The organism is Alkalihalobacterium sp. TH-98, assembly GCF_057473385.1.
Window position 1 is genome coordinate 305,025 of sequence record NZ_JBYCKM010000009.1, and the last position, 20,688, is coordinate 325,712.

Consider the following 20,688-nt stretch of genomic DNA (forward strand, 5'->3'; position numbering starts at 1 on the left):
CCTATTCTCCGTAAACGAATTTCATTGCTTCTTCTGGCTGTGCGTATGGTGCTTCTTCTGCATATTCTGTCGCCTCATTGACGATTGCCATAAGACGGTCGTTTAATTCTTTTTCCTTTTCCTCAGTAAGAAGTCCTACTCCTCTTAAGTACTCAGCAAATGTAAAGATCGCATCTTTTTTCTTCGCTTCTTCAACTTCCTCTTGTGAACGATAAGTACGATCATCGTCATCACTTGAGTGAGGTGTTAAACGATATGAAACCGTTTCAATAAGAGATGGCCCTTCTCCTCTTCTTCCACGGTCTGCCGCTTCTTTTACTGCTTCATATACGGCAAGCGGATCATTTCCATCTATCGTTACTCCTGGCATCCCGTAACCAATCGCACGGTCTGATACTTTTTCACACGCCAATTGTTTTTCGATAGGAACAGAAATCGCGTACTTATTATTCTCGCACATAAAAATAACCGGAAGCTTATGAACACCTGCAAAGTTAGCTCCTTCATGGAAATCTCCTTGGTTAGAAGAACCTTCACCAAAAGTCGTAAACGTTACAAAGTCTTTACCTTCCATTTGACCAGCAAGGGCAATACCTACAGCATGAGGAACCTGAGTTGTTACAGGAGATGAACCAGTAACGATTCTGTTCTTCTTTTGACCAAAGTGCCCAGGCATTTGACGTCCACCTGAGTTCGGGTCTTCTGCTTTAGCAAAACCTGACAACATAAGATCTTTCGCTGTCATACCAAATGTTAATACAACACCCATGTCACGATAATATGGTAAGATATAATCTTTATCTCGGTCTAAAGCAAATGCTGCGCCTACTTGTGCTGCTTCTTGCCCTTGGCAAGAAATAACAAACGGTATCTTACCAGAACGATTTAATAGCCACATACGCTCATCAATTCTTCTCGCAAGTAACATCGTTTCATACATTTCTAACACTTTATCATCAGATAATCCTAATGCTTGATGACGGTTTTCTGTCATGGATATATCCCTCCTAATTATGAATGAATCGCTTTTCCTTCAACTGCCAGCGCAGCTTCTCCGATAATCTCTGATAATGTCGGATGTGGATGGATCGTATGAGAAACTTCCCAATTGGATGCGTCTAGTACTTTTGCAATCGCTGCTTCTGAAATCATATCTGTAACATGAGGTCCAATCATATGAACGCCTAGTAAATCATCTGTTTTTTCATCAACAACAAATTTAACAAATCCATCGCTTTCTCCGAATACTAAAGCTTTACCAATCGCCTTAAATAAAAACTTTCCTGTTTTAACATTGTGCCCCTTTTCTTTTGCTTCTGCTTCAGTTAATCCAACAGAAGCGACTTCAGGGTGACTATAAATACACTTCGAAACAGTGTCATAGTTAATCGGATCAGGGTTTTGTCCAGCAATATGTTCAACTGCTACAATACCTTCATGTGATGCAACATGCGCTAATTGTAATCCACCGATAACATCCCCAATTGCATAGATGTGAGACTCTTTTGTTTGATAAAACTCATTCGTTAAGACCATCCCTTTTTCTACTTGGATGTCTGTATTTTCAAGTCCAATTCCTTCTACGTTTGCTGCTCGCCCAACCGAAACAAGAAGCTTATCTGCAGCAAATGTTTTTTCTTCACCTTTATGTTCAGCTTTAATCGTAACCCCAGCAGATTTTTCAAGAGTTTCTGGAAGCACCTTCGCACCAGTTACAATCTTAATGCCCTTTTTCTTCATCAGACGTTGTGCTTCTTTTGAAATTTCGTGATCTTCTGTAGGTAAAATACGGTCACTGTATTCGATAACCGTTACTGCTACTCCAAAGTCTGCTAACATTGAAGCCCATTCAATTCCGATAACTCCCCCACCAACGATGATGATTGAAGAAGGAAGTTCTTCAAGTTGCAGTGCCTCATCCGATGTCAGGACATGTGTTCCATCTGCTTGCATACCAGGCAACATTCGTGGTCTTGAACCCGTTGCAACGATAACGTTTTTCGGAATTAACATTTCATTTTCTTCACCATTATTCATTTCTACAGAAATCGTCCCTGGAGTTGGTGAAAAGATCGATGGTCCTAAAATACGCCCCGTTCCTTCATAAATATCTATTTTTCCTTTTTTCATTAGATGTTGAACGCCATTATGGAGCTGATCTATGATAGCTTGTTTCCGTTCCTGAACTTTAAAGAAGTTTAGTGAAACGTCACTCGTTTCTACCCCAAAATCACTTGCACGCTTCGTTGTTGCAAACACTTCTGCACTTCTTAATAGAGCTTTTGAAGGAATACACCCTTTATGTAGACATGTTCCACCAAGCTTTTCTTTTTCCACTACTGCTGTTTTCAGTCCTAATTGAGCCGCACGAATGGCAGCAACATAACCGCCTGTACCTGCACCAAGGATGACCAAATCGTATTCTTGAGCCATTTACTTACCTCCTGATATTTCTAATTCACTAAGCATCATTCCACTAGGATAATGCTTAGCTGTTTCATCTCCATTAATGATACGTATCGCACCAGTTGCAAGCGCTAACATCTCATCTTCACCTGGGTATACGAGGATATCACTAATCCACTCTAACTTTGCTGTCAGAGATGATATCAAGCGTTCACTGTATGCCAAACCGCCGGTTAGAACAATTCCATCTACTTGACCTGATAGAACAGTACTAGCTGCGCCCACTTCTTTTGCAATTTGATATGCCATAGATTCATAGTAAAGTAACGCTTCTTCATTACCATTTTCTATCGATTGCTCAATGACATGGCCGTCCTGAGTTCCTAAATAGCTAACTAAACCACCCGAACCTGCCATTAATTTTAATGCCTTTTCTTTTGTCATACCTTCTGAAAAACAAAGATCAATGACTGCTCCTGTAGGCAGTGTCCCTGCCCTTTCAGGTGAGAAGGGGCCTTCGCCATAAAGCCCGTCATTAACATCAATGACACGCCCCTCCTTATGAACACCTACGGTAATACCTCCACCCATGTGGACGATTATAAGTTTTAAGTCTTCATACTTTTTCCCAAGCGCTTTGGCTGCGATTCGCGCTGTTGCTTTTTGGTTTAAAGCATGAAAAATACTTTTTCGTTCTACACCTTTTAGACCTGACACTCTAGCTATGTCTTCCATTTCATCCACAACAACCGGGTCCACGATGAACGATGGGATGTTTAACTGGTTCGCTATTTCGTAGGCGATAATTCCGCCATAGTTCGATGCATGCCAACCAGCATATCCGTTTTTCAAATCTTCGAGTAAGAGTTCATTTATAGCATAGGTACCACTTGGGATCGGTCTAACTAATCCCCCTCGACCAACGACTGCATCTAGTTTTGAAAGGTTAATACCTTCTTCATCTAATGTTTTCAAGACTATATTCTTACGAAAATCGTATTGCTCTTCAACTGTTGATAACGATTGAATTTGAGTTAAGCTATGTTCAATTTTCGTCAAAAAAAGCGGTGTATAACCTTCATATATTGCAATTTTCGTTGAAGTCGATCCAGGATTAATAACTAAGACTCTTTGTCGACTCTCCATCCTCATTCACCAACTTATCTACGACTTAAAATGTGCTGTCCGTTTTGTAAAAATTGCTTTCTTGAATTTCTCATTCTTCTAATACGCTCTTCTGCCATGCGGTCCGCTGCTAGATATGTTGGAATTTCATCACGCTTTGAAATTTCAATTACTTTTTCAATGTTTTCATAAATACCTTCAACTTTTTTCATAGCGCGCTCTCTGTTATATCCATATAACTCATCAGCTACGTTAATAACACCACCAGCATTGATGACATAGTCAGGTGCATAAACGATTCCCATCTCATGAATGAGATCACCATGTCTTGTTTCTTTTAATTGATTGTTTGCAGCACCAGCAATTACTTTAGCTTTTAATTTTGGAATAGTTTGATCATTAATAATTGCCCCAAGCGCACACGGTGCAAAGATATCACAATCTACCTCATAGATATCGTTAATGTCAACAGCTTTTGCACCAAACTCATCTACAACACGTTGAACTGCTTCTTTATTAATATCAGTAACAATTAATTTTGCTCCTTCTTCATGAAGGTGACGGCAAAGATTGTATGCAACGTTTCCAACACCTTGAACCGCTACCGTTTTACCTTCTAAAGAGTCTGATCCAAAACCAGCTTTTGCTGCAGCCTTCATCCCAACATATACACCATATGCTGTTACAGGTGATGGGTTTCCTGAAGAACCAAACGCAGGTGAAATACCAGTTACATAATCAGTTTCCTCATGAATAAGATCCATATCTGCTACAGTTGTTCCCACATCTTCTGCTGTAATGTAACGACCGTTTAACCCTTGAATAAAACGTCCAAACGCACGGAACATTTCTTCATTTTTATCTTTACGAGGATCTCCGATAATTACAGTTTTACCGCCACCTAGATTTAAACCTGCTGCAGCATTTTTATATGTCATACCACGTGCTAAACGTAATGCATCTTCAAAAGCAGCCTCTTCACTTTCGTACATCCACATTCTCGTACCACCTAATGCCGGACCTAACGTAGTGTCGTGAATAGCAATAATCGCTTTTAAACCTGACTCTTTATCTTGACAAACAACTACCTGTTCATAATTATATAGCTCCATATACTTGAAAAGTTCCATTTTTGTTTCCTCCTAGTGTGCTTGATGTTCTAAAGCTTTTTTAGTGCTAATTGCATTTAAGGCAAAAGCTATTGAATACAATTTGTTTATTGTTGAATCTGATCTCGACGTTAATACAATCGGTGCCTTTGCTCCAGTAATAAAACCGCCGACATTTGCTTTCGCAAAATAAACTAAGGATTTATATAAGATATTTCCTATCTCTAGAGTAGGGACTAATAAAATATCAGCCTCACCTGCCACGTCTCCCTTTATTCCTTTGTACTGTGCTGCATCTTTAGAGATGGCGTTGTCTAAACCAAGCGGCCCATCAACTATACAATTTTTAATTTGACCTCTTCGGTTCATTTGGGATAATAGCGCGGCATCTACTGTAGCTGTCATTTCAGGATTTACCACTTCGACAGCAGCAATCGGAGCTACTTTAGGTAAATGAACCCCTACCTTCCGTGCAACTTCCACTGAATTCTCAATAATTTGGACCTTCTGATTTAGGTCAGGTGCTATATTAATGGCAGAATCCGTTATAAACAACAACTTATCGTAATTTGGAATATCGAACGCCGCCACATGTGAAAATAACTTACCTACTCTTAATCCGTAATCTTTATTTAAGACTGCCTTCATGAGAATTGATGTAGGGACCATTCCTTTCATTAATATATCGGCATCGCCATTGTGAACAGCCTTTACTGCTTCTTGAGCAGATTTTTCTACGCTGTCTGTGGAAACGATACTAACATGTTGCCAATTAATTTTTCTTTGTTCTACTAATTGACGGATTTTTTCTTCATTTCCAAACAACAAGAAAGATGCAAGATTTAAACGCACAGCCTCTTCTACAACGATCATCATCCGTTCATCGTCTGCAGCAGCGACAGCAACTATTTTTTTAGGGAAATCTGCAACCCTTGAAAGCATGTTTCGTAATAACATAACCTCTTTCCCTTCTTTCTCTCTTTCTCAAATTTACCATTGCAAGAACCGTGCCAAAAGTATTTCCTGTGAAAGCGCTTTATTTTACAGTTTTTCAAAAATGAAAGTGCGCAATAATTTTCATGGTATGAAAATTATTGCATGAAATTTTTTTCAATGTTATATTTGTCCATCTTATAATATAAATTCCTCACAGATAACCCAAGTGTTTTGGCAGCAGCTGTTTTGTTCCACTCACAATTCTCTAGTGTATTAATGATGATTTCCCTCTCAAGGTGTTCTACCTGCTCTGATAAAGTACTAGTCCCTAACACATGAGAGGTTGTTTTTGACTCAACTGTACCTTTTTCAATCGTAGGTAAGTGCTGAAAGTGTTTTGTTTCAATAACATGTTCATTTAATGTCATATAGATCATAGCTCGTCCAAGTACGTTTTCAAGTTCTCTTACGTTACCCGGCCAATCATACTTCTTGATTAGTTCATGCGCTTCCTCAGAGATGTTATAAATAGCTCTTCCATAATCTTGATTTAGTTTATGTATTAAATGGATACAAAGCTTTGGAAGATCTTCTTTACGTTCACGAAGTGGTGGTATGAAAATGGGCATTTTATTTAATCTATAATATAAATCCTCTCTAAAAGTATTGTCATTCATACCTTTTTCTAAATTAACATTTGTTGCAGCAATTACTCGTACATCAATTTGAATTGGTTTTGTCCCGCCAACTCTTACTATTTCTTTTTCCTGTAATACTCTTAAGAGTTTAGCTTGCATATTCCCTGACAACTCACCAATTTCATCTAGAAAAATACTGCCTTTATTTGCTTCTTCAAAAAGACCACGTTTCCCACCACGCTTTGCACCGGAAAATGCACCTTCTTCATAACCGAACAATTCACTTTCTAACAATGTTTCGGAAATGGCAGCGCAGTTTACACGAATAAACTTATTATATTTTCGTTCACTTTCATTATGTATGGCGTGCGCGAATAACTCCTTACCGGTCCCTGACTCTCCACGCAATAAAATCGTCGCTGGCGTCGTAGCCCCCAACTTCGCTTGCTCTATAGCTACTTTCATTTCGTCCGAATCACCAATAATATCATCAAACGTGTATTTGGCTTCTAATGTTCGAATAATTTGCCTTGCGCGCTGTAATTGATCTGTTAATGTTTTAATTTCAGAAGTGTCGTGAATAACTCCAACACTCCCCTTTAAAATCCCATCCACAATAACCGGCGCTACATTAACTAAAACATCTTTTCGTTTTGGACCTACCCTCATTTGGACGCCTCTTACTGCCTTCCTCGTTTTAAGGACATGCATATGCATGCTTTCACCCTCATAAATATCAGCTGTTGCGGGTTTGCCAATTACATCTTCAGGCAACAATCCTGTTAATCTCGTATAAGCAGGGTTTATCATAATTCCTAAACCTTGTTCATCTACAACTGATATGGCGTCATCTGAAGAGTGAATAATCGCCTCTAACATCGTTTGTATACTTTTTAAACTCGTAACTTCTTCAGCCATTTGAACAATTTCTGTAATATCTCTAAAAACAGCTAACGCACCAATCATTTCAGTTCCACAAATTAAAGGTACACGTGTGGTTAAGATTTTACGGCCATTATCTAACAACTGCTCTTGATTGGTTTCTTCCTTTTGCGTTTGCAGAATTCGCGGTAATTGGCTAGTCGGCATAACCATTTCAATTTTTTGTCCAATCGCTGACTTCGCATCAATATCGGCCATCTTTCCCGCAGCATCATTAAATAGTGTCACTTCACTGTCCATATTAATTGCGATCATTCCGTCATGGGTTGAATTGAGGATCGTTTCTTGAACCGTTCCGTGCTCTTTCATATAGGCGATTAACGATTCTTTTTCATCAATTAATTGAAAAATAAAGTTTGCAATGGTTCCTGAAATGACTGTCGTATCTTTATGACAAACTTCCTTAATTTCTTCTATTAGACCTTTAGAGCCTGTAGCTTCAATTACAATGTCTATTTTTGGACTTATTAAGTCTTTCCAGTTTAGAAGAGTTTGAATTTTATTTTCTCTTGCAAGATGCATACCTGGTGCATTAGGATCAATATCAGAAACGCCGATTACTTCCATTTTCTTTGTTTCCATCAGGAGCTTCAATAAAGCCGTACCGCCTCTCCCGGCACCAATAATAACAACTGTCTTCATGCGTCTTCCCCCTTCAAAGGAACTTACCTCATAAACAACTATTACTGAAACTTAGAAAACTTGCAACTGATTACTTGGACAACATGGTATAATCAATTAAAATAATAATTGTACTGTCTTTTTATAAAAGTACAGCACTTTTATAATCCATATAAATTTAGAATCACCTCAAAAAGTAATAATGAAAGGATATTTTTCTATGCAACGATTTATTGCATTAATGATTTTAGTAATACCAGCTATTATCGCAGGTTATGGAATAAAACTGATGCGGGATACCATATTCCAAATTCTCCATACTCCATTTTTCTCCCTATGGTTCCAATTTATTGCAGGTCTAATTCTCTGTATACTAGGGATTGCTTTTATTGGCGGTTTTATCTTTCATCGTGATCGTAAAAACAACAAAATCGCACCTCGTTTCCAAAAGAAACCAAAAAGAAGCTGAATTAAGCATATCCCCTCCTTATATAACGATATATAGTGAACGGTTTTCGTTGTTCAGCTATATATCGTTTTTCATTAGGAATTCAATCTACTTAAATCCAACCTCATCTATTTTATTGATAATCCCCATTTATCGACTCTCTTCATTAATGGGTGCTTTTCAATCCACTTTGAAAAAGAAATTCGCTCAGCAATTACGGTTAATAAAATTAAAAAGATAATGACAATATACTGCTGTAACACTGGAGCATATAATACAGTGACGATGGCTAAAATCCCACCTATTAACGTTGCTCCATTGTCACCTAACATGGCAACGGCATGTCCATCTAAAACATAAAAAAGAAAAAAGAATGATAACAAAAATAAGTAATAGGCAAACGGAACATCTACTACCACATACGGTAAAAATATGGCAGCATGAAGAAGTGATATTTTCCACACTCGAAGTGGTCTCGTATCAAATAAATTCATGACATGCGGTGTTAATATTAAAATGACCGAGTAACGAATCCATTGCTCTACTGTTGCAGGTTCCATTAAACTAATCCATATATAAGCTAACATCATTGTGCCTGTTAGTTTCAGTAAAGCCGTACTAAAAGTTCCCTCTTGAATTAATTTTCGAAGATGTCCTTTTAAACCTTTTGTTCTCTTATCACCCATAACATCATCGACTAACCCAATCAACCATAACCCAAATAAGTAAATCATACTTACTCCACTAAATACATGAATGTCCCAAGGTGAGAAAATCGCAAAAGTCATGTAGCTATATAGTACAAAAAAACCAATGCTATAAGGAATAGACCGTTTTAAAAAGTTTGTTGATGTCCACTTCATACGCGTAAAGAAAAGCATACTAGCAATAGCTACTAAAGGTAATGTAAACGATAAAATAATCACTTTAACCACCTCTCAATGCGGCTTCGATATCTAACCACTGCTTTCCACGATGAAAAAAACCACGCAAGTTTTTTCCTGTATGTCTATGGGTTATATTAGTATCCACTTCGACTATTTGAGCTCCTGCCATAATCAAATCAATCGTCATAGCCAATTCAATTCCAAACCCGTTGTAATTTTTACTTAATAATGCGGGTAACCACTTACGATGAAAAGCACGTTGACCTGATAACGGTGCAGTGATCCACTTACCCGTTTTTTTATAAATCACATTTTGAGCTTTTCGTTTAACAAGCCCAAAACCTCTTTTCTTAGATGGCGGTAGAGTACCAATTACTACATCAATAAACGGATATGTTAATGGAGTTAATAATTTTTCACCTTCACTTGCAGATGAACCGATATCGGCATCCAAACTAACAATATACAGGCCATTTGCTTTTTCCCAACCGGCTTTTAAAGCTTGTCCTTTTCCACGATTCGTCTTAAAATGAACCGTAACATCACTAAATTTATCGCAGATGTCACCAGTCGAATCACTACTTCCATCATTTACTGTAATAATCTCTTGAACCCATGATTGTTCTTTTAATGTCTTAAGTGTATGTTCTATTCTCTCCTGCTCATTAAATGCAGGAATTACAACGCTAGCCTGAATAGTCATGTGTATAAATTTCTCCTTTTAGTCGTAGTAACGTCAAGTAAAAATTCTGCACATCTATCTCATGAATAGGGATGGCTTCTAATGCCACATGTGGTCCTTCAAAATCATTATAAAATTCATTTCCTAATGAAATTAGTATGCCATCCTCTTCAAGTATCGGTTCTACTCCTTTTTCAATCAGCTTGACTTCAGCACCAATCGCTTCGAGCAAAAAGGCTAAACTGCTATAAGTTTCCTCTTCTGAGACGATATAAAGTGGTGTAGACCCTATTTCTTCAGCAACAAAAGTTAACCATCCGTCTCTTTCAGCCTTTAACAAACTATTCTCAGTTTGCAGTTGATTAAAATATAATAGTTGTTGCTCGTTCAACCAATCTTTATCTAAAATAACACCGACAAAAACACCGAATAAAAAAATAAACAATAAAATGAAATTAGACCGTGACTTCATTTGTTACCTTCACCCTCCCACTTTTATCCAATTCCATAAAATCATGAAAAGCAATTGAATTTTTGAAGTAGAGCTCATAATTAGTAATGCCATGATACTACCCGCAATTGGGTACATCGGTAGTGAATACTTCTCGCTGTTTGACCGCAAACGATGGATCCCCTTTAAATCGACAATACGATGGCCAGCTTGCATTCGAGTCAAAAGGGTTGCGCCCATCCCATTTCTTCCTTTTTCTAAAAAATCGTTCATTGAATTGTGACCGCCAACCAAATAAATGACTTTCGCGTTTGCCCAGTAAGAGAAAATCACAGCAACATCTTCACTCGTCCCTACAAATGGCAGCTTTTCACACGGTAAACCTAATTTACAGACTCGATCATAGCCTGGTGAATTTCCATTAAGATAACAATGGGCAATAAGCTTGGCACCTGATTGTAATAACCGCTCACTAACAGAGTCCATGTCTCCAATAATATAATCTGGAAGCACACCTAGTTCAACTAACCCATCTGCAGCCCCGTCCACTGCGACAATTGGCAATTTCTTTCGCTTTATTTTTGGTAATACCGCTAGAAAATCTTGTTTATATTTTGCCCCTCTAACAACAATGACTACTTCTTTACCATCTAGTTCGTCAAATGGTTGAAGCTGTTGATACTCACTTAAGAAATCCCCCAGCTCTTTGTCAGCATAGGTAAGTGAATTACTTACAAAATCTTTAAAGGTATCTGTCGAATGAAAAAAGGCGACTTTTTTTAGACCTTTTACCCGGTTAATTGTATATCGGTATAGTCTTGCGACTTTAAACCACTTGTTTTCTTCATATAAAAAAAGTTCATTACTTATTATTTTTGCTTTTGTTAAATTTAAGGAGATATTATGATCGACTATTTCAACAATGTCATACACAGGTATTTGGGCTTCTAACAATTCTAATACACCATTATGGTCGTACTTGCCTGTCATTGAACGCTTTACATTTATAACTGCCTTAACTTTTTTATCAATTAACGCATCTGCAGCAGTACTGTCAATATCTTCATGGTGCAGTATAACGATACTATTTGACGGAATAGTCTTCACTAAGTCTTTTGTAATTTGTCCTTCATAACATACTCCACGCAGGAAAAAATTCATACAAAATACCCCTCGTGTCTTTTTTGATAGTATGTTCCAATACGGCATATTTCAACCATATAGATAAACTGTATAAGGGAGAAAGTACAAGGAAAAAATAAAATGAATGTTGGAGGTGAAAAGATGTTTCAATTTTTACATGAACATAATGACAGGGAAGTTTATCAAGCGGAGTATTGCGAGGAACGCTTTTTGATTACGTATAATTCGGAAACAGACGAAATCGAACACATCACCCCTATGGTCGGTACTGATGCTATTGTCCGTTTATTCAAAAACTATAGACACGAACAAAAATAAAGAGGCTAACTCTACAGTCAGCCTCTTTTTATCTATTCTCGGTCCTTTCAGCTTACCTTATGTTCAATTCTTAATTTATCAGCAACCATTGCGATAAATTCACTATTCGTCGGTTTAGCTTTGGAATGACTTACAGTATAACCAAATAAGGACGAAATAGAATCGATGTTCCCACGGCTCCAAGCGACTTCAATCGCATGACGAATTGCTCGTTCTACGCGACTTGCTGTCGTATTAAATTTCTTTGCAATGTCTGGATATAAAACCTTTGTAATTGAGCCTAATAGTTCAATATCGTTATATACCATCGTAATCGCTTCTCTCAAATACATATACCCTTTAATATGAGCCGGTACTCCAATCTCATGGATAATATTTGTTATGCTCGCATCTAAATTAAATTCTTTTGTTGCAGACTTTAATTGCGGTTGTTGTTGATATGAAATGGTTTTTTGAATAAATGTTTGCTTTTGGCCGCTAATTTCACGAATGTTTGAAATAAGTGTATCCATATCAAACGGTTTTAAAATATAGTAAGAAGCCCCTAAATCTACAGCTTTCTTTGTCACATCTTCTTGACCAAAAGCAGTTAACATAATGATGTTAGTCTTTTTCTTAAGTCCCATCTGGTTCATCTTCTCTAATACCGCTAAACCGTCTAAATGAGGCATAATAATATCAAGAATAAGTACATCAGGTTGTTTCTCTTCAACAATCTTCAAACACTCCTGACCATTGTAAGCAAACCCCACAACTTCCATATCATCTTGAGCAGAAATATACTCATTTAATAAACCAACCAATTCTCGGTTATCATCAGCTATACATACCTTCACCTTTTGCACACGACGTCCTCCTCAACTTCTATAGTAGTAAAATAAATGTCAAAGTTTATATTCCAAACAACAATTTCGACATCGTTATGGAAACTCCTTTAAAATTTCTAAATTTCTTAAAAAAAATATTGTTTTTTATAAAACAAATGCGTTATAATATAAAATTCGATATTTTTCGATAACGAAATAGCAACATCTTCCATATTTGTCGAATAATCTTTATCTGTTTTTATTTTTGCAATACAATTCAATTATATGTCTACATTGCTTTATTATTAATCGTATCATAAATAAATTGTAAGATATAGACGGTTTTTGTTAAAGATACAAAAAGAAAAAAAGGAAGGTACCTTTTTAATTCTGCAGGCAATAGTTGTTCTATTATCTACTGCGGTTTTCAGGGATGAATAAGGACTCAAAGTTGATGTAACCGCAACTTCTTACCATATAAAAAAGACGAGCTTAGCTCGCCTTTGCACTGTCATCTTTCTTTCCATAAATATCAATACCAGCCTCTTGCAGCATCCATTCAATATGGCATCCATAACCAGATGTCGGATCATTAACGAATACATGTGTGACCGCACCGACTACTTTTCCATCTTGAATGATTGGACTACCGCTCATCCCTTGTACAATTCCACCTGTAGCTTCAATTAAGTCTTTGTCAGTAACTTTTAAAACAAGCCCTTTTGTAGCAGGATATTTTTGAGGGGTAGAACTAATAATTTCAATATCATACTCTTGGACTTTTTCCCCTTCCACAACGGTTAAAATTTTCGCTGGTCCTTCTTTAACCTGGGAAGATAGTGTAATAGGCATTGCTTCGTCGATCAAATCGTTCTTTACTTCCTCTGGTGAATTTAATTCACCAAAGATTCCAAATGAACTATTTTTTGTTATACTTCCTAATACATGTCGTTGATCAGAAAAGCTAGCTAATTTTTCACCTGGATCACCGTTGCTGCCTTTTTCTATGGAAGTAACCGATGATCGAATGATTTGCCCATCATGGACAACAATTGGTTTTTTAGTATCAACATCAGAAATAACATGACCTAACGCACCGTATTTCTTTGACTTCGGATCATAGAACGTTAATGTTCCTACCCCAGCAGCGGAGTCGCGAATATATAGGCCTAACCGATATGAACTTTCTCCCTTAGACTTCAATGGTAACAATTTTTTTTGCAACGTTTTCTTATCACGTTTTACTTGAATATCCAGTTTTTCTGCTTTTTCACCAGCTTCTTGAACAAATGCTGCCACTTGACTCATTCTCGTTATCTTTTCACCATTAATTTCAGTGATCATATCACCAACTTCGATTCCAGCAATCTCACCTGGTGATTCCTCTCCATCTTCCGTTTGAATAAGGTGATGTCCTACGACTAAAACTCCATCTGTGTTTAATTTAACACCGATTGATTGTCCTCCAGGTACAACTTTAATTTCCGGTAAAACTTTTACATCTACTTTCTTTACAGGCAAAGACCCTGACTGAACTGTCACCTCACCATCCCCTTGCCCTTGCGCTAATACAGTTATAGCCTGTTGTTCATCATGGTTAATTTTATTAAACCTGAGATGATCTTGATCTGTCTGAGCTGTGAGGTTTCCTGATTCAGGTGCTGATTTAACTAATTGTTGTTCCACCCCTTCAAACACAACTACTTGAGAAGGAATGTTTATCCACTCATGTACAGGCTTATAAAAGCCAATACCGATGACAAAAACAAGGAGAATTGTTCCTATAATTTTTCTAATTTGTTCTGAATACAACTAATTCACTCTCCTCGCTCCTTACACACACCTCCATGTTTGCTGTATTACTAATGTTGCCTTGTTTTGTGTCATTTATAACCGCTATCCCAAATAAAAAGCCAGCCTTATTTGGCCGACTTTTCATTTATTGGTTTTTATTTGTTCTGCTAATATTAGTAGTTCATTAGCGTGTTCCTTCGTAAGGTCAGTCACTTCAACACCTGAAATCATCCTTGCAATTTCATTAATTTTTTCTTCATTTGTAAGCTGCCTTACATTTGTTTTCGTTCTTTCCTCTATTTGCTGTTTCGAAATATATAAATGTTGATCTGCCATTGCTGCAACCTGAGGAAGATGAGTAATACACAATACTTGAGATTTTGTTGCTATTTGGTATATTTTCTCTGCAATAGCTTGTGCTACTCTGCCACTTACTCCAGTATCTACTTCATCAAATATTAATGAAGTAACTCCTTGTCCAGATGAAAAGATCGTTTTCATTGCTAACATAATTCTCGAGATTTCCCCACCAGACGCTACTTTTGATAAAGGCTTTAATGGTTCACCTGGATTAGGTGATATGTAAAATTCAGCAGTATCAACTCCATCCGCTGTAAACCGATCATTAGGTATTTTATTGACCTCAACTGTAAATTTCGTTTTTTCCATATAAAGAGCTTTTAATTGTTCATGAACAGCATCACTTAATTGCATTGCCGTATCTTTTCTAATGGCTGATAGTGCATTCGCTTCAACTTCAAGGTCTAAGCGTAGTGCATCTAATTCATGTTGTAAACTTTGGATTCGATCATCCTTATTTACAAGCGTGTCCAATTCATCTTCAACTTTTGCAGCATATTCTAAAATTTCGTCAACTGATGTTCCATATTTCTTTTTTAAAAAGCTAATTTCATTCAACCGAGTTTCAATCATTTCAAGTCGATTTGGATCAAATTCTAAATTCTCAAATTGATGGCTTAATGTAAAAGATGCTTCTTCAAGCAAGTAATAGCAGTTAGAAACTGTTTCAACAAGTGATTGTAGTTTAGGATCTATTCCGGCTGCTTCTTCTGTATGACTTAGAGCATTATGTAGCCAATCGAGTCCTTTCCCCTCACCATAGAGGCTGTTGTAGCTAGCATGAAGAGCTTTATAAAGCCTCTCATTATTAGTTAGCTTTAGTTTTTCTTCTACTAAGTCTTGATCTTCATGAGGCTTTAACTTCGCTTTTTCAATTTCATTTAATTGATACTGAATGAGATCTAAGCGATGAGCTAATTCCTGTTCATTTTTATTCATTTGTTCTAATTGATTTTTAACGTTGTTAAACTTTTTAAAAAGTGATTGATATTCACTTTTAGTCGACTTTAGAGAATCCAGGGCAAAACTATCTAAAAACGCAATGTGACGATCTTGTTGAAGTAAAGATTGATGTTCATGCTGTCCATGAATATCAACTAAAGTTTGTCCAATTTCTCGAATAATCCCTAATGTCACTAATTTACCGTTTAATCGACATATGCTCTTTCCATGAGTCGTTAAATCACGACGAACAATAATCATTCCCTCTTCAACATCAATACCCAACGATTTTGCTTTCTCAATTACTGGATGATCCTGTTCGATTGAAAATAACCCTTCGATTTCGGCTCGATTGGCTCCATACCTTATAAATTCAGTTGACCCTCTGCCACCGACTAACAAACCGATGGCATCGATAATAATTGATTTTCCTGCCCCTGTTTCACCTGTTAGTACTGTTAGTCCTTTATTCAGTGATACTGTTAACTCATCAATAATAGCAAAGTTTTTAATGGACAGTTCTACTAGCATAATATTTCACCCTCTATAGCATTTCTAAAAAGCGTTCAGTAATACTTGGACTGTCCTCTTTATGTTTACAGATGATTAAGATCGTATCATCTCCACAAATCGTCCCCATAATTTCATTCCAATCTAAGTTATCGATCAGTGCTCCTATCGAATTTGCATTTCCTGGCAAAGTTTTCATGACGATCATATTTTCTGAACGATCTATACTTACAAAGCTGTCCATAAGTGCTCTTTTCAGTTTTTGTAATGGATTAAAACGTTGATCAGCCGGCAGACTATATTTATACCTGCCATCGATCATCGGTACTTTAACTAAATGTAACTCCTTAATGTCTCGAGATACAGTTGCTTGAGTTACATTGTATCCCGAGTTTTTCAGTTGTTCGACTAAGTCGTCCTGTGTTTCTATCTCTTGATTAGTAATAATCTCTCTTATTTTAATATGCCGCTGTCCTTTATTCATTTCTTTCACCCACTCATCATTTTATCAATATTCACTAATTGTATATTCATTATTTTACATGTATCCTCAATCAATTCAAGGTCTTTACAAATATTTATAATAAGTAATGTATAAATAATAAAACCCAAAGTTTATTCGCTATTGCATATAGATGATATATTACATGTAAAAAAACAGAGGGGCCTCCCCCTCTGTTTAGTCTTTCTTCAATTGTTCATGTGCTTGACTTACAACTTCTTCTACTGAAAACGAAGGAGGAACGATGTTTTCTTTAGAATTCCATCGTAAATGTAACAAGAATTCAATATTACCCTCTCCACCTTTTATAGGGGAATAGTCTATACCAGCAATTTCATATCCTTCGTTTCTAGAAAAATCTGTAATATCTTGTACAACTTTTAGATGTGTCTTTGGCTCACGAACGATTCCCTTTTTACCAACTTCTTCTCTACCGGCTTCAAATTGTGGTTTTATTAAAGCAATCACATGACTGTTTTCTAACAGCAATGTTTTTAAAACAGGAAGAATAAGTTTTAAGGAAATAAATGAAACATCAATTGTTGCAAAGTTAGGAAGCCCGTGGGCAAGATCTTCTGCCTTGACATAACGAAAATTCGTTCGCTCCATAACACAAACACGCTCATCCGTTCTTAACTTCCAAGCTAATTGGTTATACCCTACATCTAAGGCATACACTTTTTTTGCTCCATTTTGGAGAGCACAGTCAGTAAATCCTCCCGTCGAAGCTCCAATATCTAAAACGACAGCACCCTCTAACTTAAGATTGAACACCTTCATCGCTTTTTCTAGCTTTAAACCTCCACGACTGACATAAGGTAATACATCACCTTTAACCGTTAGAGGTGCATCTATACTGATTTTCATTCCAGGCTTGTCAATACGTTCACTTTCTACATAGACTAGACCAGCCATAACTGCCCGTTTAGCTTTTTCCCTTGTTTCAATTAAACCTTTATCTACTAGTAATACATCAATTCGTTCTTTTTTGCTCATCTTTATGCCCTTTGTCTTTTTCGAGGTACCATTGCCGTAATCTTTTCTGCAACTTTCCCTGAGGTTAAACCAATTTCCTCAAGCAACTGAGAGACACTCCCATGTTCAATAAACTGATCCGGTATGCCCATACGCTCGACGACAATATTATGGAAATCATGGTCATGGAAAAATTCGAGTACCGCACTTCCAAAGCTTCCTTGAACAGAGGTTTCCTCTAATGTCAGGATCGGGATGTTAACTTCAGCAAGTTCAGTTAACATTTGCTCATCTAGCGGTTTGATCGAACGGGCATTTATTATTTTCACTGACAATCCTTGTAAAGCAAGTTGACGAACTGCTTCTTCAGCTACTGGGATCATCGTGCCAAATGTCAGTATACAGGCATCATTACCATCTTGGAGTACTTCCCACTTTCCGATAGGTACTTGTTTTAATTGTTCATCCATTTTAATGCCATAACCATTTCCTCGAGGATAGCGGACAGCAATTGGACCATCATCATATTGTACTGCCGTATATATCATATGCTGAAGTTCATTCTCATCTTTTGGCATCAATATTACCATATTTGGCAGGTGACGAAGGTAGGCAATATCAAATACACCTTGGTGTGTTTCACCATCTGCACCTACTAGACCCGCTCGGTCAATTGCAAACACAACATTTAAGTTTTGACGACAGATATCATGAACGACTTGATCATATCCTCTTTGTAAAAATGTTGAGTAAACTGCAAATACAGGCTTTATGCCTTGGGTAGCTAAACCGCCAGCCATTGTTGTTGCGTGCTGCTCAGCAATCCCGACATCAAACATCCGATCAGGAAATTCTGCTGCAAACTTATCCAACTTTGTTCCACCAGGCATCGCTGCTGTAATTGCTACTAATCGTTTATCCTCTCGTGCAATTTTTTTAAGCGTGTCACTAAATACACCGCTATAACTCGGTGGTCCAGGTTTTTTTACTACTTCTCCAGACTCCATCTTATATGGCCCTAAGCCATGCCATGTTCCCTCTGCGTCGTTTTCTGCAGGGCCATAGCCTTTCCCTTTTTTCGTTAGAACATGAATTAATACAGGTCCTTTTGTCTTTTTTGCATACCTCATATTTTCAAGCAGATCGTCAAAATCATGACCATCAACAGGTCCTAAATAAGTAAAACCTAATTCTTCAAAGAAGATCCCTGAAACGAGTAAATATTTTAAGCTGTCTTTGACTCTTTCAGCTGTCGTAGCCAATTTTCCACCGAAAGCAGGGATTTTACGAATTAACATCTCTAACTCTTCTTTAGCTTTATGATACTTCCCAGCTGTCCTTAATCGTCCTAAGACATTGTGAAGGGCACCGACGTTCGGAGCAATAGACATTTCATTATCATTTAAAATCACTATAATATCTTTTTGTTCATGGCCAATATGATTTAAGGCTTCTAAAGCCATACCGCCAGTTAAAGCTCCATCTCCAATAACAGCAACGACTGTTTCATCCGTTCCTTTTAAGTCACGTGCAGCTGCCATCCCCATCGCAGCCGATAAAGAAGTTGAACTATGTCCCGTTTCCCATACATCATGTTCACTTTCACTTCTTTTTGGGAAACCACATAAACCTTTATATTGACGTAAGGTGTCAAATTGGTCCGCTCTCCCAGTAAGAATTTTATGGACGTAAGCTTGATGTCCTACATCCCAGATAATTTTATCTTTCGGACTTTCTAAACAGTAATGTAGAACCATTGTAAGCTCAACAACACCCAAGTTAGGACCTAAATGACCACCTGTAACCGATAACTTTTCTATTAGAAAGTGACGAATTTCAGATGCTAATTCTTCTAATTCTGTTTTGGATAGCTGCTTTAACATACTAGGGTCTTTTATATTTTCAAGTTCCATTAAGAACCCTCACTTTCAATTATTTATCTCTTTTTTTACTTTTTCCGTTCTTACCATTATTAACAAAAAGTGTTATTTTTAATTTTACCTCTAAAATATATAATATTCTACCGACATGATAGATAATAGGAGTAGAATATTGTATAGCTATTGTTTTTCCTATAGACTTTCCCCCAACAGTTATTGCAGCCACTACACTTGTAAATAAAACAGAAATAAAAAATTGGTCAAGTGACCCCTCACCATGTCCTAATTGTAAGGATAGCTGAATGACTACATATGCTGAAGCCGTTCCACTCACAATTCCTGCTATATCACCAATTACATCATTACAAAAGTTTGCAAAGCGATCTGCGTTTCTTGTTATCCTTACAGCATGTTTTGCTCCTAATAGTTTCCTTGCAGCCATCGCATGGAAAGGCGCTTCATCTGCAGCTGTCGCGGCTACCCCAATTGTATCAAAAAACACACCTGTTAATACAATAAAAAACACTATAAGCATACCTATGCCCCAGGTTACACCACTTAAGAGAAACGTTGATATAACTGAAAAAATAGCCGCTAACACAAGTGTGATAACGGCAATTGCTAAACTCCAATTTATGGATTTAATAAATGATTGTTTCATTTATATTATTTGTCACCTATCTTTTTAATTTAAAAGACACACAATTAAGCAATACACATCCTTAAGATATATGTATAATGCTGAGTGGTCATTTAAAGAGTAAACGCTGTGGCTTAGGTCCAGTAGGATTTCCCAGATACGTACCGAAGCGTCGCCGCTCTGGCGGTTTCCCTTTAAACCTATCTTAGCGCCGTCACCAAACGCTAGACTGGATTACCACTTAGTCCACACTTCAATCCTCTTTAAATGTCTTGCGAACAGTCTAGGAGTTTTCCTCAGCAGCTCCTCGCTATTCTTTTATCCTCTTTTGCAGAGCAGATTTCATATGGCAAAGAGTAAACGTTGTTGGCCGACAACCTTTACACCTGCTTCCATAATCCCCTCTAACTCCACTCAAGGCAGGCTACGCTGCTGGCAGAACTACCCAAGTTTGCCTTAACAGGTTCATACCCTATGTTACCGCTATTGTATGCACCGCATACAGCTGTAAAATAAGGCCTCCGCGGTGTGAGGGTCAACGCCCACATGCCTTTGTGGATCGCCCCCACACCT

19 protein-coding genes are annotated in these 20,688 nt (G+C 37.3%); 2 read left to right on the forward strand and 17 right to left on the reverse strand.

The window, feature by feature from the left end:
- Position 1: 1 nt before the first annotated feature.
- From AC2VNP_RS04750 to AC2VNP_RS04775, 6 genes are all read right to left on the reverse strand, one after another.
- Positions 2–994: a thiamine pyrophosphate-dependent dehydrogenase E1 component subunit alpha gene (locus AC2VNP_RS04750; protein WP_486916245.1), complete on the reverse strand. Its 993-nt coding sequence runs from the start codon at positions 992–994 to the stop codon at positions 2–4.
- Positions 995–1,011: 17 nt separating this feature from the next.
- Positions 1,012–2,433 (reverse strand): dihydrolipoyl dehydrogenase, encoded by a 1,422-nt coding sequence (gene lpdA, locus AC2VNP_RS04755; protein WP_486916246.1) that lies wholly within the window; start codon positions 2,431–2,433, stop codon positions 1,012–1,014.
- Complete coding sequence (gene buk, locus AC2VNP_RS04760; RefSeq protein WP_486916247.1) at positions 2,434–3,552, reverse strand: butyrate kinase; 1,119 nt, start codon at positions 3,550–3,552, stop codon at positions 2,434–2,436.
- A 14-nt stretch (positions 3,553–3,566) separates the two neighbouring features.
- Positions 3,567–4,661 carry a branched-chain amino acid dehydrogenase gene (gene bcd, locus AC2VNP_RS04765; RefSeq protein WP_486916248.1) on the reverse strand — a complete coding sequence of 365 codons (1,095 nt, stop codon included), beginning with the start codon at positions 4,659–4,661 and terminating at the stop codon, positions 3,567–3,569.
- A gap of 12 nt (positions 4,662–4,673) precedes the next feature.
- Complete coding sequence (gene yqiS / locus AC2VNP_RS04770) at positions 4,674–5,597, reverse strand: phosphate butyryltransferase (protein ID WP_486916249.1); 924 nt, start codon at positions 5,595–5,597, stop codon at positions 4,674–4,676.
- Positions 5,598–5,731: 134 nt separating this feature from the next.
- Positions 5,732–7,798 (reverse strand): sigma-54 interaction domain-containing protein, encoded by a 2,067-nt coding sequence (locus AC2VNP_RS04775; RefSeq protein ID WP_486916250.1) that lies wholly within the window; start codon positions 7,796–7,798, stop codon positions 5,732–5,734.
- 199 nt (positions 7,799–7,997) lie between these two features.
- On the opposite strand from AC2VNP_RS04775, the gene AC2VNP_RS04780 reads away from it, so the two are divergent.
- Positions 7,998–8,246 carry a DUF2627 domain-containing protein gene (locus tag AC2VNP_RS04780; RefSeq protein WP_486916251.1) on the forward strand — a complete coding sequence of 83 codons (249 nt, stop codon included), beginning with the start codon at positions 7,998–8,000 and terminating at the stop codon, positions 8,244–8,246.
- Positions 8,247–8,353: 107 nt separating this feature from the next.
- Here AC2VNP_RS04780 and AC2VNP_RS04785 read toward each other — a convergent pair whose 3' ends face one another.
- Genes AC2VNP_RS04785 through steA form a run of 4 tightly spaced genes read right to left on the reverse strand, consistent with a single transcriptional unit; the run spans position 8,354 to position 11,406 of the window.
- Positions 8,354–9,151, reverse strand: coding sequence for a hypothetical protein (locus AC2VNP_RS04785; protein ID WP_486916252.1), 798 nt, complete (start codon positions 9,149–9,151; stop codon positions 8,354–8,356).
- A gap of 1 nt (position 9,152) precedes the next feature.
- Entirely contained in the window at positions 9,153–9,815 is a 663-nt protein-coding gene (locus tag AC2VNP_RS04790; protein WP_486916253.1) for a glycosyltransferase family 2 protein, read from the reverse strand.
- Positions 9,799–10,266, reverse strand: coding sequence for a hypothetical protein (locus AC2VNP_RS04795; protein WP_486916254.1), 468 nt, complete (start codon positions 10,264–10,266; stop codon positions 9,799–9,801). Before AC2VNP_RS04795 ends, AC2VNP_RS04790 begins: the two co-directional genes overlap by 17 nt.
- Positions 10,267–10,275: 9 nt before the next feature.
- Positions 10,276–11,406, reverse strand: a complete 1,131-nt coding sequence (gene steA, locus AC2VNP_RS04800; protein ID WP_486916255.1) for a putative cytokinetic ring protein SteA — start codon at positions 11,404–11,406, stop codon at positions 10,276–10,278.
- Between the two features lie 123 nt (positions 11,407–11,529).
- Here steA and AC2VNP_RS04805 point away from each other — a divergent pair, with 123 nt between their 5' ends.
- Positions 11,530–11,706, forward strand: coding sequence for a hypothetical protein (locus tag AC2VNP_RS04805; protein WP_486916256.1), 177 nt, complete (start codon positions 11,530–11,532; stop codon positions 11,704–11,706).
- Positions 11,707–11,753: 47 nt separating this feature from the next.
- Here AC2VNP_RS04805 and spo0A read toward each other — a convergent pair whose 3' ends face one another.
- The 7 genes from spo0A to AC2VNP_RS04840 form a co-directional block, all read right to left on the reverse strand.
- Positions 11,754–12,551, reverse strand: a complete 798-nt coding sequence (gene spo0A, locus AC2VNP_RS04810) for a sporulation transcription factor Spo0A (protein ID WP_486916257.1) — start codon at positions 12,549–12,551, stop codon at positions 11,754–11,756.
- A 453-nt stretch (positions 12,552–13,004) separates the two neighbouring features.
- Positions 13,005–14,324 carry a SpoIVB peptidase gene (gene spoIVB, locus AC2VNP_RS04815; RefSeq protein WP_486916258.1) on the reverse strand — a complete coding sequence of 440 codons (1,320 nt, stop codon included), beginning with the start codon at positions 14,322–14,324 and terminating at the stop codon, positions 13,005–13,007.
- A gap of 123 nt (positions 14,325–14,447) precedes the next feature.
- Positions 14,448–16,139, reverse strand: a complete 1,692-nt coding sequence (recN, locus tag AC2VNP_RS04820; protein WP_486916259.1) for a DNA repair protein RecN — start codon at positions 16,137–16,139, stop codon at positions 14,448–14,450.
- Between the two features lie 13 nt (positions 16,140–16,152).
- Entirely contained in the window at positions 16,153–16,602 is a 450-nt protein-coding gene (ahrC, locus tag AC2VNP_RS04825; protein WP_486916260.1) for a transcriptional regulator AhrC/ArgR, read from the reverse strand.
- Between the two features lie 195 nt (positions 16,603–16,797).
- Positions 16,798–17,616 carry a TlyA family RNA methyltransferase gene (locus AC2VNP_RS04830; protein ID WP_486916261.1) on the reverse strand — a complete coding sequence of 273 codons (819 nt, stop codon included), beginning with the start codon at positions 17,614–17,616 and terminating at the stop codon, positions 16,798–16,800.
- Positions 17,617–17,618: 2 nt separating this feature from the next.
- A complete protein-coding gene (gene dxs, locus AC2VNP_RS04835; RefSeq protein ID WP_486916262.1) occupies positions 17,619–19,508 on the reverse strand; it encodes a 1-deoxy-D-xylulose-5-phosphate synthase in 1,890 nt (629 codons plus the stop codon).
- Positions 19,509–19,527: 19 nt separating this feature from the next.
- On the reverse strand, positions 19,528–20,136 hold the full coding sequence (locus AC2VNP_RS04840) for a CNNM metal transporter family protein (protein ID WP_275116859.1): 609 nt from the start codon (positions 20,134–20,136) through the stop codon (positions 19,528–19,530).
- Between the last annotated feature and the right edge of the window lie 552 nt (positions 20,137–20,688).

What these genes read in the sequence shown, in the direction of transcription:
- recN (WP_486916259.1), bottom strand. Translation starts at nt 16,139, where the DNA reads ATGCTAGTAGAACTGTCCATTAAAAACTTTGCTATTATTGATGAGTTA.
- lpdA (WP_486916246.1), bottom strand. Translation starts at nt 2,433, where the DNA reads ATGGCTCAAGAATACGATTTGGTCATCCTTGGTGCAGGTACAGGCGGT.
- AC2VNP_RS04805 (WP_486916256.1), top strand. Translation starts at nt 11,530, where the DNA reads ATGTTTCAATTTTTACATGAACATAATGACAGGGAAGTTTATCAAGCG.
- dxs (WP_486916262.1), bottom strand. Translation starts at nt 19,508, where the DNA reads ATGGAACTTGAAAATATAAAAGACCCTAGTATGTTAAAGCAGCTATCC.
- AC2VNP_RS04790 (WP_486916253.1), bottom strand. Translation starts at nt 9,815, where the DNA reads ATGACTATTCAGGCTAGCGTTGTAATTCCTGCATTTAATGAGCAGGAG.
- yqiS (WP_486916249.1), bottom strand. Translation starts at nt 5,597, where the DNA reads ATGTTATTACGAAACATGCTTTCAAGGGTTGCAGATTTCCCTAAAAAA.
- AC2VNP_RS04750 (WP_486916245.1), bottom strand. Translation starts at nt 994, where the DNA reads ATGACAGAAAACCGTCATCAAGCATTAGGATTATCTGATGATAAAGTG.
- steA (WP_486916255.1), bottom strand. Translation starts at nt 11,406, where the DNA reads ATGAATTTTTTCCTGCGTGGAGTATGTTATGAAGGACAAATTACAAAA.
- bcd (WP_486916248.1), bottom strand. Translation starts at nt 4,661, where the DNA reads ATGGAACTTTTCAAGTATATGGAGCTATATAATTATGAACAGGTAGTT.
- ahrC (WP_486916260.1), bottom strand. Translation starts at nt 16,602, where the DNA reads ATGAATAAAGGACAGCGGCATATTAAAATAAGAGAGATTATTACTAAT.
- AC2VNP_RS04780 (WP_486916251.1), top strand. Translation starts at nt 7,998, where the DNA reads ATGCAACGATTTATTGCATTAATGATTTTAGTAATACCAGCTATTATC.
- AC2VNP_RS04795 (WP_486916254.1), bottom strand. Translation starts at nt 10,266, where the DNA reads ATGAAGTCACGGTCTAATTTCATTTTATTGTTTATTTTTTTATTCGGT.
- buk (WP_486916247.1), bottom strand. Translation starts at nt 3,552, where the DNA reads ATGGAGAGTCGACAAAGAGTCTTAGTTATTAATCCTGGATCGACTTCA.
- AC2VNP_RS04775 (WP_486916250.1), bottom strand. Translation starts at nt 7,798, where the DNA reads ATGAAGACAGTTGTTATTATTGGTGCCGGGAGAGGCGGTACGGCTTTA.
- AC2VNP_RS04840 (WP_275116859.1), bottom strand. Translation starts at nt 20,136, where the DNA reads ATGAAACAATCATTTATTAAATCCATAAATTGGAGTTTAGCAATTGCC.
- AC2VNP_RS04830 (WP_486916261.1), bottom strand. Translation starts at nt 17,616, where the DNA reads ATGAGCAAAAAAGAACGAATTGATGTATTACTAGTAGATAAAGGTTTA.